The 17,791-nt window shown below is 65.9% G+C and carries 11 protein-coding genes; 6 read left to right on the plus strand and 5 right to left on the minus strand.

Annotated elements, in window-relative coordinates:
- Positions 1-47: 47 nt before the first annotated feature.
- The 3 genes from LU671_RS09680 to LU671_RS09690 form a co-directional block, all read right to left on the minus strand.
- Positions 48-4,490, minus strand: coding sequence for an NEL-type E3 ubiquitin ligase domain-containing protein (locus tag LU671_RS09680; protein WP_232855535.1), 4,443 nt, complete (start codon positions 4,488-4,490; stop codon positions 48-50).
- A 77-nt stretch (positions 4,491-4,567) separates the two neighbouring features.
- Positions 4,568-6,928 carry a DNA polymerase II gene (locus LU671_RS09685; protein ID WP_232855536.1) on the minus strand — a complete coding sequence of 787 codons (2,361 nt, stop codon included), beginning with the start codon at positions 6,926-6,928 and terminating at the stop codon, positions 4,568-4,570.
- A 266-nt stretch (positions 6,929-7,194) separates the two neighbouring features.
- Positions 7,195-8,400 (minus strand): MFS transporter, encoded by a 1,206-nt coding sequence (locus LU671_RS09690; protein WP_232855537.1) that lies wholly within the window; start codon positions 8,398-8,400, stop codon positions 7,195-7,197.
- Positions 8,401-8,514: 114 nt separating this feature from the next.
- On the opposite strand from LU671_RS09690, the gene LU671_RS09695 reads away from it, so the two are divergent.
- Positions 8,515-9,426 carry a LysR family transcriptional regulator gene (locus LU671_RS09695; RefSeq protein ID WP_232855538.1) on the plus strand — a complete coding sequence of 304 codons (912 nt, stop codon included), beginning with the start codon at positions 8,515-8,517 and terminating at the stop codon, positions 9,424-9,426.
- Here the strand turns inward: LU671_RS09695 and LU671_RS09700 are convergent.
- Positions 9,407-10,327: a LysR substrate-binding domain-containing protein gene (locus LU671_RS09700; protein ID WP_232855539.1), complete on the minus strand. Its 921-nt coding sequence runs from the start codon at positions 10,325-10,327 to the stop codon at positions 9,407-9,409. The genes LU671_RS09695 and LU671_RS09700 overlap by 20 nt on opposite strands.
- A 189-nt stretch (positions 10,328-10,516) precedes the next feature.
- On the opposite strand from LU671_RS09700, the gene LU671_RS09705 reads away from it, so the two are divergent.
- The 5 genes from LU671_RS09705 (at position 10,517) to LU671_RS09725 (ending at position 14,499) form a co-directional block, all read left to right on the plus strand.
- A complete protein-coding gene (locus LU671_RS09705) occupies positions 10,517-11,293 on the plus strand; it encodes a YqcI/YcgG family protein (RefSeq protein WP_203652370.1) in 777 nt (258 codons plus the stop codon).
- 2 nt (positions 11,294-11,295) lie between these two features.
- Positions 11,296-11,928 carry a LysE family translocator gene (locus LU671_RS09710; RefSeq protein ID WP_232855540.1) on the plus strand — a complete coding sequence of 211 codons (633 nt, stop codon included), beginning with the start codon at positions 11,296-11,298 and terminating at the stop codon, positions 11,926-11,928.
- A gap of 26 nt (positions 11,929-11,954) precedes the next feature.
- Positions 11,955-13,055 carry a hypothetical protein gene (locus LU671_RS09715; protein WP_232855541.1) on the plus strand — a complete coding sequence of 367 codons (1,101 nt, stop codon included), beginning with the start codon at positions 11,955-11,957 and terminating at the stop codon, positions 13,053-13,055.
- A 92-nt stretch (positions 13,056-13,147) separates the two neighbouring features.
- Complete coding sequence (locus LU671_RS09720) at positions 13,148-13,873, plus strand: sel1 repeat family protein (RefSeq protein WP_203652369.1); 726 nt, start codon at positions 13,148-13,150, stop codon at positions 13,871-13,873.
- A gap of 128 nt (positions 13,874-14,001) precedes the next feature.
- Positions 14,002-14,499: an HvfX family Cu-binding RiPP maturation protein gene (locus LU671_RS09725; protein WP_203652368.1), complete on the plus strand. Its 498-nt coding sequence runs from the start codon at positions 14,002-14,004 to the stop codon at positions 14,497-14,499.
- A gap of 121 nt (positions 14,500-14,620) precedes the next feature.
- On the opposite strand, the gene LU671_RS09730 is transcribed toward LU671_RS09725, so the two are convergent.
- Positions 14,621-17,776: an efflux RND transporter permease subunit gene (locus tag LU671_RS09730; RefSeq protein WP_232855542.1), complete on the minus strand. Its 3,156-nt coding sequence runs from the start codon at positions 17,774-17,776 to the stop codon at positions 14,621-14,623.
- Positions 17,777-17,791: the final 15 nt, after the last annotated feature.

Below are 17,791 nucleotides of genomic sequence, written 5' to 3' on the forward strand. Positions count from 1 at the left end.
GCTTGCCTGGCGCTAGCTAATTACCACCTTCACGCATTCCAGTTTGCTCATGAAGCGCCCAGCGATATTGTCCTGGCCCGGCCCATGGCTTCGCGGGTCAACTGCAGCATCACCTCATGCTCCCGTTGCTGGTTGTCGATATGCAGGCGCGCGATCTCCTGGTCCCTGTCGCCAAGTTCCATGAGCCGCTGAAGCTCTTCATGCATACCTGATGGCACCCTGAGCCTGCGGGCGTAGTTGGCCCGCAAGTAGTCCTGCCAGTATGGTTGCCTGGCCAGGTACTGGGCCAGGTTGTTCGCCGATTGCTCGGCGATGACCGCATGCGTGGCATTGTGCAGGTCCCAGGGAGTGAGGTTGGGAATGCCAAAATAGAGCATGTCATCCTGCTGGATCGGCAGGTCGAGCTTGCTGCGCAACGCAATGCGATAGGCCAGCGCGAACTCGATCGACTCGCTGCTCGCGCCCGCCCTGAGCGCATGCTCAGCCGCGAACTGATCCAGCACGTTCATCCGCCAGAGCTGCCCACCCAGGTGCAGCAGCGCCTGTTCCGGCTGACGTGCCAGTTCGCTGTGTCGCGCCCGCCACACCCGTACACGCAGTTCGAGGTCTGTGAAGCGAATCGTTGCGTTGTCCTGGCAATCAGTCACGGCTGCGTTGTCGAACAACTCCCGCTTGAGCACAGGGTCTCGGCTCATGAATTCGAACATGTCCAACAGGCGCACCGCGAAGTTCCTGGCCAATGGCGCCGACTTGAAGTTACCCGATGAAGTCAGCGCGGCCAGCGTATTGAAAAAGTCGGCAGAACCCTGTTCCGTTTCCAGTTGCGTCCACAGGGCAGACATCTCGTCACGCCTTTCGACCGGCACGACATCCAGCCAACGCAGGCGGTAAGGCACGCGACTGGCTTCCAGCCAATGCCATCGACTCAAAGACTCCGGCGCTGCGGCGAACAGGTTGCCACGCAGGTTCACCCTGCCCACCCGCCACAGATTCGACTGGTGAAAATCCTCAGGCAAGTCGTAAAGCGCGTTGTCCCTGAGGTCCAGTGTGTGCAGCTCCGGGCTGTCCATGACGCCGTAGGGAAAGGTGTCCAACTGGCTGGCTTGAAGGTGCAAGGCATTGAGCCTGGGCATGCCGAAGACCGAAAAACTCCTGCCCAGTGGATTGAACGAGAGGTTGAGATACACCAGCGACTGGCAACTGGCCAGGACCAGGGCTTGCCCCTCATCCAGGGCGATCTGGTTGCCCGACAGGTCGAGCACCTCCAGCTGCCCAGTGAGGGTTTCCGGCAGGGGCAGGCGCCTGAGCCGACAGTGGGTGATCTCCAGGCTGCGCAAATTGGGAAATGCCCGCAGAAAGTCATCCGGAATCGACTCCAGGCGCATGTCATGCAGCCCGAGAATCGAGATATGGGGGAAGCTGACGGACGACGGGATGCTCGGCAAGCGCTGCAGCCGACTGCGGACCTGGAACAACATGTAACGTTGCGACTCCGCCAGGCCGCCTTCCAGTTCCGGTACCAACCAGCGCCAGCAGTCGATCAGACCCTTGCGAAAGGCACGCCGGGCCAACAGTTCGAATGTGGGAAATGCACCTCGAACCCACTGGTTCAGGTGGTTGTTCAGTACGGTGTATTGTTGCTCCAACGCGGCCAGGCGCGCCTGTGCGTCCTCTCCTTGAAGCCATCGCCCGATCTGCTCGTCGCTGAACGCCGGATAGAGGTCTCGCAGCCGTGCCTGAAGGGCCCGCGGCGGGCGCTGACCCATGGTCGCCCAGAATCTGCCACCGCTCAACGGATAGCCTACCCTGCCGTCACCAAGCGGCAACGGGGCCAGAAACGCACCGTTTGGCTGATCCGCGCCCAGCCAGGTCGCGATCAGGGTCCGCAGGCTGCCGGCATCCGCCGCCAGTCGTGCGCGCAATGCGGGCGCATGGGGTTCGTCAAGACCCAGCGAGGCCCACTGCTCATTACCGTAGGCTTTGCCCAGGATGTCGAACAGCTCGCCCTCGGTCGCCAAGGGCTCAGCGCCTGCCACACGACAGCTGAACACGCCATTGCGGTGGATCAGATCGAAAGGTGTTCCACGCCCCGCGATGCTCACCAACGGCTGGTCTGCATCGCCATCGTACAGCCGCCAGCCGGGCCTGGTCGCAGCCCCCTGCAATCGGCCGAGCAGATTCAGGACGACCCGTCCGAGGTCCAGTGTCTGCGGCGTATCGAATAGCAGCGCCTCGTACACGCGCGCCATACGGATGCCCATGACCTGGCGCCTGGCCGACTGGGCCATGGACAACGGCACCCGCCGCGTATCCAACAATGCAGCCTGGTCATCGGCACTGGCCGTACGCCAGACTTCATCTGCCGCCAGACGGTGCAGACTGGCGAAACTGCCGCGCAGGATCGAACTGGCTTCGGTATCGGGAAAATCCGAGTCATACCATTGCTGCAGCAGGACACGGCGCTGACGCCATACCACATCGGCCAGGGACTGACCGTCCTGCCCCTTTGCCCCAGGCAGACCGCGTGCGCGCCGAAGCAACGTGGCGTCGGTGACGGCCGCGCCACTGCGCAACTGCTGAGCCAGTTCCCCGATGCGGCTGGCCAGCAGGATGCGGCTGGCCGTATCGGTCACTGCCGCATCCGGGCGCCGGCCATAGACATGCAAGGCCCGCAGGTGATCTTCCTGCAAATCGTGAATGGCCATGACCTGGTCGATCTGCTGTTCATCGAGCGAACTGAACGGCCTGCCCAGCCGGCGAAACATCATGTGCGAACCGCTCCACTCGGCCGGTTGCTCGTGCCAGAGCCGCCAAGCCCCGGCATCGTTGTGACGCAGCTGCGGGCGGTGTCCGCGATAAGGCAATAGTCGCCAAGGCTGGCCAGCACGGTCCTGGCCGACCCGATACCAGTGCCCCTGCATCTCGACCCAGCGGCTCGCTCGATGCCGGTGGATACCCTGCTCGTCGATGACCGCGTCGCTCGGCGGCCCTTCGTCGCGGTAGGGCTGCAGGTCACCGTTCCACAGCTTTTCACTGCCATCGTCCAGCCGCGCCAAGACCAAACGGTCCACTTTGCTCCAGCCGCGGCGAACCACGGTGACGGTTGCGGCAGTCGCCGCCAGCGTCACCACGCCCTTGCCAACGTTCAGCCAGTGTTCGAGGGCGGCATCACGCTCGTCGTTGCGCCAGTCGTCGATGGCTTGAAAGGACTCGCGCAGCAACTCGTAGACCATCAGCGCCGCCACCGCCGCGCCAAGCAATGGCACAAACAGGCCGGCCACGGTCAGCAACATCCAGCCTTCGGAGCGCAGGCGCCTGTCGTGTTCGGCCTGCACCTGACGGTCCAGTTGCGCCACGGGCGGGGCGATCATTGCGGCATCGTCCTTGATCTGTGCAATCCAGGCGTCTGCCAGATGATCAAACAGCGGCAGCCGGTAGCCTGTGGTCTGCTCATCGAGATCCCGGGTCGCCCAGCCCGCCACGTCATCCAGGCGCTCGCTGACCGCCGTAAAGACCCGGTGGCTGTCACGACGGCGCACGAAACGGCTGAAGAAACGACGGTAGTCATCCTTGCGCAGTCGCTGCCCCAGCACGCGACGCGCATACTCCTCAAGATCGTCACTGACGCTCCAGGCGCCCAGTGGGTCGCCCGGCACGTACACCAGCACTCGCTTGCTGGTATTGAAGACCCACCCCTCATCGATGACATCCAGCACAACGACACGCTGCACCGGGCAACCGAAGATCTTCAGTTGCCGGGCATGGACCGGCGCACCCTCCAGACTGCCAAGCTTGTCATCCCGACACAGCCCGATCACCAATTGCAGCTCGGCCTCGCTCAGCCCTCCCTGCGCCTTGGCCTGCAAGGCGTCGGCAAGCATGCTGCTGCGCAGGAACTGCGCCAGCAGTGTCTTGACACTGTATGCGTCGGTGCCTGCAAGCAGAACCGAATCCAGGTGATCCTGATACTGCTGCCCCATGTCTAGCGCTCGACACAGTCTGGCCAGGGTCAACGCGGACAGCCCCGGCTGACGAACGCCTTTGCCATCAACCACGGCATTGCGCCGAGGCTGTTGCCAACACTCGGATTCAGTGAAGTTGTAGAACGCGGACTCCAGCACCGGCATATCGTAGTAGTCGCTGTCCGGAACGAGCACACGACCTGCCAGGTAGCTGACCGTGTTTGCCTCATAGACATACCAGCGCCGAAAGTACATAGCCGCGGGGTCAAGATTGCCGTGAGCTTGGAGCGCCTGTTGCAGCAATGGCTTGCTGAAGACATCGATATGCCTGATCCGGGCAAACGCGGCCGAAAGCTTTTGCTCGCAGTCCAGGAGCCTGCGCAGGGCATCACCGAGCAGCGTGAACTCGGACTCGCTCAACCGCGTGACCCAGGCTGGCAGCCGTTTGGCGATCAGTTGGTCCTGGTAGGCCTGGGCCACGGCCAGGCTATCGACTGCAACCGATGGCTGCTGGTTACTGCTCTGCATGCTGACCTCCATAGTGCGTGGAGGCCCGAGGCTAGGCAAAGCGAGGCGCTAGCAATGATTAGATAGCTACCACCCGCTCAGAACAGCAGCAGTTGCCGATCAGTCAGACGGGTGAAGTCATCGTTGACGAACGGCAGGATGGCATCCGCCACCGGCTGCAGCTGGCGGCTGAGGTAGTGCTGGTAGTCGATCGGCGCCTGCAGGTTCTCCAGCGGCTGCGGGCCGGCGGTGGTGATCAGGTAGCTGATCCAGCCGCCGCGCTGGTACTGCAGGGGCCGCCCGAGACGGCTGTTGTACTCGTCCGCCAACCTTGCTGCGCGCACATGCGGCGGGACGTTTCGCTGGTAGTCGGCCAACGGCCTGCGCAAGCGCTTGCGGTAGATCAGCAGTTCATCCTGCTCACCGGCCAGCGTGCGTTCGACGTAGCCGCGCACGTAGTCCCGGTACGGCTGGCCCCGGAACACCCGGCCATAGAGTTCCTGCTGAAACTGGCGAGCCAGCGGCGACCAGTCGGTGCGCACCGACTCCAGGCCCTTGTAGACCATCTCCTCGCTGCCATCGGCGCGGCGCACCAGACCGGCGTAGCGTTTCTTGCTGCCCTCGTCGGTACCACGGATGGTCGGCATGAGAAAACGCCGGTAGTGGATTTCGTACTGCAGCTCCAGGGCGCTTTCCAGGCCCAGGGTGTCGGCCAGGTGCCGCTGCCACCACTGGTTGACCTCGGCCACCAGTTCGCGGCCAATGCGCGCTGCGGCGTCCTCGTCGTGGGCGTCCTTGAGCCAGACGAAGGTGGAGTCGGTGTCGCCATAGATCACATCAAAGCCCCGCGCCTCGATCAGCGCCCGGGTCTGGCGCATGATCTGGTGCCCGCGCAGGGTGATCGACGAGGCCAGGCGCGGGTCGAAGAAGCGGCAGCCACTGGAGCCGAGCACGCCGTAGAAGGCGTTCATGATGATCTTCAGTGCCTGCGAAAGCGCCGCGTTGCCTGCGCGCTTGGCCGCCTCGCGCCCCTGCCAGACACGCTCGACGATGGCCGGCAGGCAATGCTGGCTGCGCGAGAAACGGCCACCGCGAAAGCCCTCCACCGAGTGCGCGTCATCCGGCTGGCGCAGGCCCTCGACCAGGCCCACCGGGTCGATCAGGAAGGTGCGGATGATCGAGGGGTACAGGCTCTTGTAGTCAAGCACCAGCACCGAGTCGTACAGCCCGGGCCGTGAGTCCATGACGAAACCGCCCGGGCTGGCCTCGCCCTCGCCGCCGACGAGGTTCGGCGCGACATAGCCCAGGCGGTGCATGTACGGGATGTACAGGTGGCAGAACGCGGCCACCGACCCGCCGCTGCGGTCCACGGCCAGGCCGGTGACCGAGGCGCGTTCGAGGAGGAAGTCCAGCATGCGGGTATGGGCGAAGATCCGCGTCACCAGTTCGCAGTCCTTGAGGTTGTAGCGGGCCAGGGCCGGCTTGTCCTCGGCGAAGCGGCGGTTGATCTCGTCCATGCGCTGGTACGGTGTATCGATGGCCTTGCCCTCGCCCAGCAACTGCTGCGCGACGCTCTCCAGGCTGAACGAGGGGAAGCTCCAGGTCGCCGAGCGCAAGGCCTCGATGCCGTCGATCAGCAATCGGCCGGGGGCCTCGGCGAAGAAGTGGCTGCGGCTGCCGTGCTCGCGCAGGTGCATCGGCGCGCCGTCGCGGCCCAGGCACAGCGGCACATTGAGGCGTTGGGCGTGCTCGTGCAGCAGGCGCAGGTCGAACTGCACCAGGTTCCAGCCGATGATCGCATCGGGGTCGTGGCGGGCCAGCCACTGGTTGAGGCAGACAATCAGCTCGGCGCGATCGGCGCAGTAATGCAGGTCGAAGTCCAGCTCGCCCGCCTCGCCGTTGGCCGGGCCAAGCATGTAGACCTGGCGCTGGCCGCAGCCTTCCAGGGCGATGCTGTAGAGCTCGCCGCGTTCGCTGGTCTCGATGTCCAGCGACACCAGGCGCAACGGCGGGCGGTAGTCCGGGTCGGGCTTGAGCTGGGCATCGTGCAGGACGCCCTGGTTGTCGGGGCGGCCATCGAAGCGCACCGGGGCGGTGATGAAGCGCTCCATCAGGTAGCGCTCCGGGGGGCGGATGTCGGCTTCGAACACCTCGACACCGGCGGCGCGCAGGCGCTTTTCCAAGGCGATCAGCTGGCGGTGCTGGCGGCAGTACAGGCCCATCACCGGGCGCAGATCGAAGTCGCGCAGTTGCAGCGGCTTGAGTTCGACGCCCTGTTCGTCGGCCAGCAGCGCCCGGGCGTGGGCAGCCTGGGCCGCGGGAATGAACGCCACCGAGGGCTGCGCGGCCAGGCGCAGGCGCCGTGGGCCCTGGTCGGTGGCCAGCCAGAACTCCACGCAGGTGCCTTCGGGCGTGTCATGCCAGTGGCGGGTCAGGACGAAGCCTTGTTGCAACGGCACTGCGGGGACCTCGGATCGCTGCTTTTCTCATATAGGCGGATTGTACCGTTCCTCCTGGCATAAAGGGGTGTTTGCAGGCCTGGCCCTATCGCGGGGCAAGCCCGCTCCCACGCCCAGCCATGCCCTGCCCCTTGTAGGAGCGGCCTTGTGCCGCGAAAGGGCTGCGTAGCAGCCCCAGGATCTCAGTGTTGATGGAAGATCGCCGGGGCCGCTTCGCGGCCCTTTCGCGGCACAAGGCCGCTCCTACACGCTTGCGTTCCCCCGGGCTAACGTGCGCCCGCGACGAACCCGGTCCGCCGCCCGCTCAACACCAGCAGCCACGCCAGCGCCACCAGCCCCAGCACCACCGCGCCAAACGACCCGACCCCGGCACCGACCAGCAGCAGCCCGCCAATGATCCCGCCCAGGGCGATCGCGCTGTTCCACACCGTCACCAGCATCGACTGCGCCACATCGCCGCCCTCGCCCGCCGCATCGGCGCAGGCGGTCTGCAACAGCGTCGGCGCACCGCCGTAGGTCATCCCCCACAGCGCCACGCTGACATGCACCAGCCACGCAGCGCCCTGCGCCTGCCCCAAGGCCAGGGTCGCCAGGGCGAACCCGGCCAGGCACAGCAACACCAGCCCGCGCAGATGACGGTCGACACCCAGGCCCACCAGCACGATGCCGGCCAGCGAGGCCAGGCCGAAGGTCATCAGCACCTGGCCCACCTCGGCCGCCATGCCCGCCGTCGCCAGCAGCGGCACGATGTAGGTGTAGAGGATGTTGTGGCCGAGGATCCACGCCAGGATCACCAGCAACACCCGCGCCACGCCCGGCGTGCGCAGCACCGCCAGCGCCGCGGGGCGCTTGCCGGCGGCCTGGCCGGGGAAATCCGGCACCGCCCGCACCACCCAGACGGTCAGCAGCAACGCCGCGACCGTGACCACCACGAAGGCTGCGCGCCAACCCAACCAGGCGCCGAGCCAGGTGCCGATAGGCAGGCCCAGCGACAGCGCGATGGGTTGCCCGAGCATCGCCACCGCCATGGCCTTGCCCTGCTGGGCCGGCTCCACCATGCGCCGCGCATGGCCGGCGATCAGGCCCCAGGCCAGGCCGGCGGCGGCGCCCGTGAGAAAGCGCAGGCACAATGTCAGGGTGTTGTCAGAGGACAGTGCGGTGAGGCCGTTGAACAGAATGAAGCCAGCGATGGCCAGCAACAGCGCGCGGCGCCGCCACCAGCCCTGGGTCAGGGTCACCAGTGGAATGGCGGTGAGCAGCGAGCCCAGGGCATAGGCCGTGACCCACTGCCCGGCCATGGCCTGGCTGATCTGCATGCCGTCGGCGATCTGGTCGAGCAGGCCGGCCGGCAAGGTTTCGCTGAGGATGGCGATGAAGCCGGTCAGGGCCAGGGCCAGCAGGCCGCTCAGGGGCAGGCGTGCGGCGCTGGCGGGGGATGCGGCGACGCTCGCCGTCGGGGAAGGTGAATGCATGGTTGTCTCCGGCTTTCGATCAAGGCAGGCATGGTGCGCCGCTGGGGTATTGCGGAAAAAGCCGGGTACAATTCCGATCAGTCAGGACATCGATGTCCGCAATCGGAGTGCAACATGGACAGCCTCAGCGGTTTCATGGTCTTCAACCGGGTCGCCGAAACCCGCAGTTTCGTCGCCGCCGGCCAGTCGCTGGGGATCAGTGCGTCCGCCGTGGGCAAGCGCGTGGCACGGCTGGAGGAACGCCTGGGCGTGCGCCTGTTCCACCGCAGCACGCGGAGCATCACCCTGACCGCCGAGGGCACACTGTTCCTCGAACGCAGCCGGAGAATCCTCGCCGAGATCGAAGCCACCGAGCAGGAACTCTCCCAGGCCAGCGGCGCGCCCCGCGGGCGCCTGCGGGTCAGCCTGCCGCAGGTGACCGGGCTGGTGATGCCGGCGCTGGCCGAGTTCATGGCGCGCTACCCCGAGATCGAACTGGACCTGGACTTCAGCGACCGCATGGTGGATATCGTCGGCGAGGGCTTCGACGTGGTGATGCGCGGTGGCCAGCCGCTGGACTCGCGGCTCAACGCCAAGTTCCTCGGGCACTTCCAGCATCGCCTGGTGGCGTCCCCCGAATACCTGCGCGAGCGCGGCACGCCGCAGCATCCCCGCGAACTGGCCGGGCACAGCTGCCTGCACTACCGCTTCCCCAGCAGCGGCAAGCTGGAAACCTGGCCGCTGCGCCGGGAGCACCCCGAGCAGGACTACACGATCCCCATCTCGATGGTCTGCAACCATGTCGAGACGCGCATCTGTTTTGCCCTCAACCACCGCGGCATCACCTGCCTGCCGGACTTCAGCGTGCGCAAGGAACTGGCGGCCGGCAGCCTGGTGAGCGTGCTCGAAAGTTTCATGGAGCGGCGCGGCAGCTTCTACCTGCTGTGGCCATCTGGGCGGCAGATGCCGCCCAAGCTGCGGGTGTTCATCGACTTCATGCTCGAACGGGTGCTGCCGGCCACCGACCTCAGCCGTACAGGTAGCTGATGTCCTTGTGCGACAACCCCGGCACCTGCGACACCAGGTAGTCGCGCAGCTTGTGCATCTGGTGGGCCTTGGGGCTGGCCTTGAGCCAGGTCATGTAGTAGCCATCGCCAGTGGCCACCGCGTGGGGGAACGGCGTGACCAGGTTGCCCGCGGCCAGGTCGGCGCTGGCCAGCACCAGGTCGACCACCGAGATGCCCAGCCCCTGCTGGGCGGCCGAGATACCTTGGTCGAGGGTATCGAACACCTGGCCCTGGTCGATGCTGATGTCCAGCGCGTCCATGCGCGCCAGCCAGCGCCGCCAGTCACGCCGGTCCGGCGAGGGGTGGAGGAATTCACAGCTGGAGAGCACCGACAGCTCCGGCCGGGCCTGCTCGAGGTAGCTCGGGTGGCACACCGGGATCAGCCATTCATCGAACAGCTTCAGGCTCTCCACGTCTGCCGCAAAGCGCCCGTTGCCGAGCAGGATGGCGCAGTCATAGGGTTCGGAATAGAAGTCCACCGCGTCGATGTCCATCCACACGCTCGACAACTGCACCGAGCAGCTGTTGTCGACCCGCTTGAAGCCGTCCAGGGCCCGAAGCAGCCAGCGCACGGTAAGCGTGGAAGGTGCCTTGAGGCGCACGCCATAGCGGTCCTGGCGCAGCAGCGCGCAGGCGTTTTCGATGATCTTGAAACCGACCTTGAGCTCCTGGGCCAGCAGCCGGCCGTGCTCGGTCAGGCGCAGCTTGGGGCCGCGGCGTTCGAACAGGTCGCAGCCGAACAGGGCTTCGAGGGTCTTGATGTGGTGGCTGACCGCACCCTGGGTCAGGGCCAGCTCCTGGGCCGCGCGGGTAAAGGAGCCGTAACGCGAGGCCACTTCGAAGGCGCGCAAGGCGTGCAAGGCTTGAATCCGTTCCGACATGGCGCCTTCCAGAGCATGAGTGAAGCTAATAGTAGGTCATAGATCCAGGCGTTTTACAACGCGGGAACCATCTCGGAAAATGCCGGTAAATAACAATTAAATATAGCAAACCTGCCGAGTTGTAATGAAAACGATCTATTGAACGAGAAGTCCTACTAAACACTGCATACGGATATGCCTGGGGAAATCATGTTTACGGGTTATGGAAACTGCTACCGCCTGGATGCGCTGGAGCTCGCCGATGAACATGTCCAGAACCGCCACCACTGGACGCACAAGACCATAGAACACTTCAAGGAAACCCTCGCCAACCCCGACTTCCCGTGCCTGTTCGGACGCAAGGCGGTCAACGCGCGCACCTGCCACATCGTCTTCGCCCGTGCCGAACGGCTGGCCGACGATATTGCCCGGGGCCTGGGTGACTACATCCGCACCATCGAGCCGATTCCGCTCAAGCAGCGCATCGGCAACCCGCTGCTGGTGTTCCTCGAGACGGCGCCCGACACAACGCTGCAGGCGCAACAGACACTGGCCTGGGATGTGCTGAACCAGGTCCATGCACGCGACCCGCAGCCCTGGCCCGAAGAGGTCCCGCAGGACCCGCACGACACGCGCTGGTCGTTCTGCTTCGCCGGCATGCCGCTGTTCATCAACATGAGCTTCCCCGCCCACCGCTTGATGAAAAGCCGCAACCTGGGCCGGCACATCGCCTTCGTCATCAACCCGCGGGAAAGCTTCGACGAGGTCGCCAGCGCCAGCACCGAAAGCGGCCAGCGCATCCGCGCACGCATCCGCGAACGGGTGCGCCACTACAACGACGGGGTGATGCCCGACACCCTGGGCTTCTTTGGCCAGGACGACAACTTCGAATGGAAGCAGTACCAACTGCAGGAGCCCGGCTCGCCGAGCCCGGCGCGCTGCCCGTTCCATGCCCATGCAACCGCTGCAACCCTCACCGAGAACTGATCGTGAATACCGCACTGACCGCCACCTACGCCCTCACCGTCCTGCTGCTGATCGCCACGCCCGGCCCGGTGGTGGCCCTGATCGTCAACACCGCCGCCGCCTCGGGCTCGCGCAAGGCCCTGTTCACCGCGGTTGGCACCAACTGGGCGTCACTGGTGCTGATCGGCGCGGCCGCCTGGATCATCCTGACCAGCGCGGCCATCGACAAGGCCTGGCTCAGCGGCATGAGCCTGCTGGGCTGCCTGTTCATCGGCTACATCGCCCTTGGCACCCTGCGCGAGGCGCTGCAAGCACCGGTCGACAGTGCCCCGCAGCCATCGGCCAGCGCGCAGCCGGGTCGTGGCGGCCTGTTGCAGGGCTTCATGGTCGGCATCTCCAACCCCAAGGACATCATCTTCTTCATCGCCTTCTTCCCACAGTTCATCCAGATCACCGAGTCGTTCGGCAAGAGCATGGTGGTGCTGTCGCTGCTGTGGATCGCCATCGATTTCGCCGTGCTCAGCCTGTACATCTTCGCCATCGGCAAGATCGCCTCGCCGCGCAGCAACCGTGTGATCAGCCTGGCCTCGGGGGTCGCCCTGCTGCTGATCGCCGGCGTCGGCCTGGCCTACAACCTCAAGGAGCTGGCCGCCTGAGCCAACCCCCAAAAGAAGGAGCGCCCATGACCCCGATCGACCCCGCCGCCACCGGCAGCATGGGCACGCCCGACCCCCTGGCGCAGGACTACCAGCGCTTCCTGCAGTTGGGCAGCCGCCGCGCGCCGCACACGCTGTACGTGCACGAGCGCGGCTATCGCTCCGGCACCATCAACACCGATGCCCTGGGCATGCGCTACAGCCATTGCGCCGGCAAGCGCTTCTCGGTGGCCGAGCGCGGTGGCGCGGCGCGGGTCAACCTGCTGGTGGGCGGCTCCACCGCCATGGGCATCGGTGCCAGTTCCGACGAGCACACCGTGGCCTCGTACCTGTCGGTGCTGACCGGCGAGATCTGGCTGAGCCTTGCCGGTTGCGGCCTGAACGCCACCCAGGAATTGCTGATGTTCCTCACCCACCAGCACCGTTTCGGCCAGATCGGTCACGTGGTGGTGCTCAGCGGCCTGAACACGCTGGCCCAGGAGGCCCTCGCCGAGGTGTTGTCCGGCGCGCAGGACCCGCACCGGGCGCAGGCCTACCAGGATTTCCTCAACCGCTTCAACGAAGGCGTGCAAACGCCAGGCGAAGCGCGCCGCGAATCATTCTGGCAACGCCTGGGCCAGCTCCTGGCGCCGGCCCGGGAAGCACACTGGCCGCAGGTGGAACCGCTATCGAGTCCGGACAAGCGCCTGATCCGCGCCGCCGATGCCGTGGGCCGCACCCTGCGCCAATGGGACCGCCTGCTGGCAGACGGCCACACCACCCTCACCTTCATCCTGCAGCCGCTGCTGCCCTGGTGCCGCGAGGCATTGCCCAAGGCGGAACAGGCCATGCTCGGCAAGCTTGAGCGTCAGCCGTCGAATTTCGACCGTTTGCTCGGCGACACCTTCGACAGCCAGTTGCACATGGCCTTCTTCCGTCGCATCAAGAGCCAGGCCGACCCGGTCCCCTGCTACGACATGAACAGCATGCTCAGCAGTTCGCCGGTGTTCGCCGAGCACCTGTTCGTCGACCGCCTGCACTTCAATGATTTGGGTAACAACACGCTGGCCAAGGTGATCACCGCCAAGCTGGGGCTGGCCCAGGAAAGACAGGCCCTGCGCAAGGTCGCGCCGATCAAGCTGGTCTGATGGCCGCACGCCGGGCTTTCGGGGAACGCACGCGGATGGATAGAATAGGCCGTCGTCGCTCCTGATTTGCCCGAGGCAACCGCGTAACCGCCATGACCATTCCTGCCGTCCCCTCGCTTCTGGCCCGTCCCCGCGCCTGTCTGGTCGCGTCGTTGCCGTTGCTGCTGGCCGCCACAGGCGCCCAGGCCCTGGACGTGAACATCGACCCCCATGCCGACCTGCTCTATCGCCAGGCGTTGCCGCTGCTCGAGCAGGCTGACAGCCAGGACGACGGCGCCAGCCCGCTGCGCACCGCCGGCGGCGACCCCGAGCTCAGCCGCCAAGGCCAGGCGATGGCTCACACGCTGCCAACGGCGGTGGCCCTGCTGAAGAGGTCGGTGGCCCTCGGCCACCCGGTGGCGCAGTACCGCCTGGCGCTGTACTACACCACCTATCTGCCGGCAGGACAGATCGCCGAAGCCGCCTGCCCGTTGCTGGAGGCCAGCCTCAAGCAAGGCTTCGCCCCGCCCGCGCTGGCCATCGCCCACTGGTGTTCGCCCTACAATGCCAGCCCCGCCTACCGCGAGGCCCTGGAGGCGGTGCCCAGCATGGCCACCCTGTACGCCGCCTACTACCCACAGCCGGCCACCCGCCTGGCGTGCAGCCGCACCCGCCCGCAGGGCCTGCAAATGCAGTGGGGGCGCCAGCGCGACTACCAGGCCGAGATCTACCGGCTGCTCGGTGAGCTCGACCCCCGCCAGCGCCAGGCCTTCCTGCAGAAGGCGGTGGACATCAACGGCTGCGCGGCGGCGCAACAGCGCCTGACCAGCAATCGCTGAGCCTCGCTACACAGCGATACATAACCCCATCGCCCCCGACACACTGCCGATACCCCCGCCCTGCACACTCCCGGCCACAACAGCGCGACGGCACCCCGCCGTTGCCGCCTACACCGGGAAGCCTGCCCATGAAAGCCCTGCCACTGTTTGCTGAATGGAAGCTGTTCAACGCCCTTGATCACACCGGCAACTGGAGCGCCGACCTGCCGCTACGCCTGTTCCTGGCCTGGGAGTTCTTCGAATCGGGCCTGGAGAAGTTCAACGGCGCCAACTGGTTCGCCGACCTGCAAGGCAGTTTTCCGTTCCCGTTCGACCTGCTGCCGGCGGACCTCAACTGGCAGCTGTCGATGTGGGCCGAATTGATCTGCCCGCTGCTCCTGCTGCTGGGGCTCGGTACCCGGCTGGCCTCGGCGGTGCTGATGGTGGTGACGGTGGTGGCGATAGCCGCGGTGCACTGGCCGAGCCAGTGGTCGAGCCTGGCGGAACTGGGGCGGGGGTATGCGATCACCGACCAGGGCTTCGGCAACTTCAAACTGCCGCTGATCTACCTGGTGGCGTTGCTGCCGTTGCTGTTGAAGGGGGCTGGCAGGTTGAGTCTGGATCACTGGCTGCGCAGATACCTGTAGGAGCGGCCTTGTGCCGCGAAAGGGCCGCAAAGCGGCCCCGGCGATTGTTACATAAATGCTGAAATCTGGGGCCGCTGCGCGGCCCTTTCGCGGCACAAGGCCGCTCCTACAGGAGATAGCGTTACATACCTTCTGCCAGGTTGTCCTCATCCCGCCGATGCGCCCACTGATACAACGCCGGCAACACCAGCAAGGTCAGCGCCGTCGACGACAGGATTCCGCCGATCACCACCGTCGCCAGCGGCCGCTGCACCTCGGCGCCGGTGCCCGTGGCCAGGGCCATGGGAATGAACCCCAGCGACGCCACCAGCGCGGTCATCAGCACCGGCCGCAGGCGGGTCAGCGCGCCCTCCTCCACCGCGGCGCGCAGGCCCCGGCCTTCCTCACGCAGGTTGCGAATGAAGGCAATCATCACCAGGCCGTTGAGCACCGCCACGCCCGACAACGCGATAAAGCCCACCCCCGCCGAGATCGACAGCGGGATATCCCGCAGCCACAGCGCCAGCACCCCACCGGTCAGTGCGAAGGGGATGCCGGTGAACACCAGCAGGCCATCCTTGAGGTTGTTGAACATCATCAGCAGCAAGGCCATGACCAGCAGCAGCGAAACCGGCACCACCACCCGCAGGCGCTCGGCCGCTGACTGCAGCTGCTCGAACTGGCCACCCCAGCGGGTCCAGTAGCCCGGCGGTATCTGCACCTGGTCGATCAGCGTCTGCGAGGCCTGTTCGACGAACGAACCGAGGTCACGCCCGCGCACGTTGGCGCTGACCACCACCACGCGCTTGCCATCCTCGCGGCTGACCTGGTTGGGGCCCAGTTGCAGGTTCAGGGTGGCCACTTGCGACAGCGGGATGAAACCAATCTGCGAAGCACCGGCGGCGGCGCTGGCCGGTACCGGGATCAGCAGGCTGGACAAACCGTCGACATCGGTTCGCAGCGCCTCCGACAGGCGCACCACCATGTCGAAACGGCGATCGCCTTCATAGAGGGTGCCGGCAGTGCGACCGCCCACGGCGATGGCGATGGCGTCCTGCACGTCGCCCACATTCAGGCCGTAACGGGCCGCCTTGTCACGGTCGATATCGATGGTCAGCACCGGTAGGCCGGTGGTCTGCTCGACCTTCACCTCGGAGGCGCCCGGCACCTGCTGCAGGCTGGCGGCGATCTGCGCGGCGGTGCGGTTGAGCACCTCCATGTCGTCGCCGAACACCTTCACCGCGACATCGCTGCGCACCCCGGAGATCAGCTCGTTGAAGCGCAGCTGGATCGGCTGCGACAGCTCGTAGTTGCTGCCCGGCACGCTGGCGGCGGCGCGCTGCACCTCGGCGATCAGCTCATCGCGCGGCTTGCCCGGGTCCTGCCATTGCTCACGGGGCTTGAGCATCACGTAGGCATCGGAGATGTTCGGTGGCATCGGGTCGGAGGCGATCTCGGCGGTGCCGGTACGGGCGAACACCCGCTCGACTTCCGGCACCTGGGCGATGATGGTCTTCTCCAGGCGCTGCTGCATGTCCACCGATTGCGACAGGCTGGTGCCCGGCACGCGCAGGGCCTGCAGGGCGAAATCACCCTCGCTGAGGCTGGGGATGAACTCGCTGCCCATGCGGCTGGCCAGCACGCCGGACAACAGCACAAGGGTGGCGGCGCCGGCGAAGGCCAGGTTGCGTCGGCCCAGCACCCAGTCCAGCACCGGGGCATAGCGACGGCGGGCGGTGCGCATGACCACGCCCTCCTCTTCTTTCACCTTGCCGGTGACGAACAGCGCCAGGGCCGCCGGCACGAAGGTCACCGAGAGGATCATCGCCCCCAGCAGTGCCATCACCACGGTGAAGGCCATGGGGTGGAACATCTTGCCCTCGACCCCGGTCAGGGCAAAGATCGGCAGGTACACCACCATGATGATCAACTGCCCGTAGATCAGCGGGCGGCGTGCCTCGCGGGCGGCGGCGAACACTTCGTGGAAGCGCTCGGAGCGGGTCAGCATGCGGCCATGATGCTGTTGGGCGTGGGCCAGGCGGCGGATGGCGTTCTCGACGATCACCACCGCGCCGTCGACGATGATGCCGAAGTCGAGCGCACCCAGGCTCATCAGGTTGGCGCTGACCTTGTTGCTGAACATGCCGGTGAAGGTGAACAGCATCGACAGCGGGATGACCATGGCGGTGATCAGTGCCGCGCGAATGTTGCCCAGGAACAGGAACAATACGGCGATGACCAGGATCGCGCCTTCGATGAGGTTCTTCTTCACCGTGGCGATGGCTTTTTCCACCAGGTTGGTGCGGTCATAGACGGTGATCGCCACCACACCCTTGGGCAGGCTGCGGTTGATCTCCTCGAGCTTGGCCGCCACCGCCTGGGACACCGTGCGGCTGTTCTCGCCGATCAGCATGAACACCGTGCCCAGCACCACCTCGCGGCCATTCTCGGTGGCCGCGCCCGAGCGCAGTTCCTGGCCCAGGCCGACCTGGGCCACATGACTGACGCGAATCGGCGTGCCATCGACGCTGGAGATGACGATGTTGGCGATGTCCTCGGCCGAGGCCACCTGGCCCGGGGCGCGGATCAGCAACTGCTCGCCGTTGCGTTCGATGTAGCCGGCACCGACGTTGGCGTTGTTGCGCTCGAGCGCCGCGACCAGGTCGTTGAGGGTCAGCTTGTAGGCCGCCAGGCGCTTGGGTTCGGGAGCGATCAGGTACTGCTTGGCATGGCCGCCGATGCTGTTCACCTCGGCCACGCCCGGTACGTTGCGCAGCTGCGGCTTGATGATCCAGTCCTGGATCACCCGCAGGTCGGTGGCGGTATAGGGCGTGCCGTCATCCTTTAGCGCGCCCTCCTTGGCCTCGACCGTCCACAGGAAGATCTCGCCAAGGCCGGTGGAGATCGGCCCCATGGCCGCCTCGATACCCTCGGGCAACTGCTCGCGAGCCACCTGCAGGCGCTCGTTGACCAGCTGGCGGGCAAAGAAGATGTCGGTACCGTCATCGAAGATCACCGTCACCTGCGACAGCCCCGAGCGCGACAGCGAACGGGTCTGCTTGAGGCCCGGCAGGCCGGCCATGGCGGTCTCGATGGCGAAGGTGATGCGTTGCTCGGTTTCCAGCGGTGAATAGCCGGGCGCGGCGGTGTTGATCTGCACCTGCACGTTGGTGATGTCGGGCACGGCGTCGATGGGCAGTTTCTGGTAGCTGTGGATGCCCACGGCGGCCATCAGCACCACGGCGAGCATCACCACCAGGCGTTGCTCGATGGCGAACTGGATAAGGCGTTCGAACATGAATGGCGTCCCCGG

This window comes from Pseudomonas sp. NMI760_13, assembly GCF_021283245.1.
GTDB lineage: Bacteria > Pseudomonadota > Gammaproteobacteria > Pseudomonadales > Pseudomonadaceae > Aquipseudomonas > Aquipseudomonas peradeniyensis.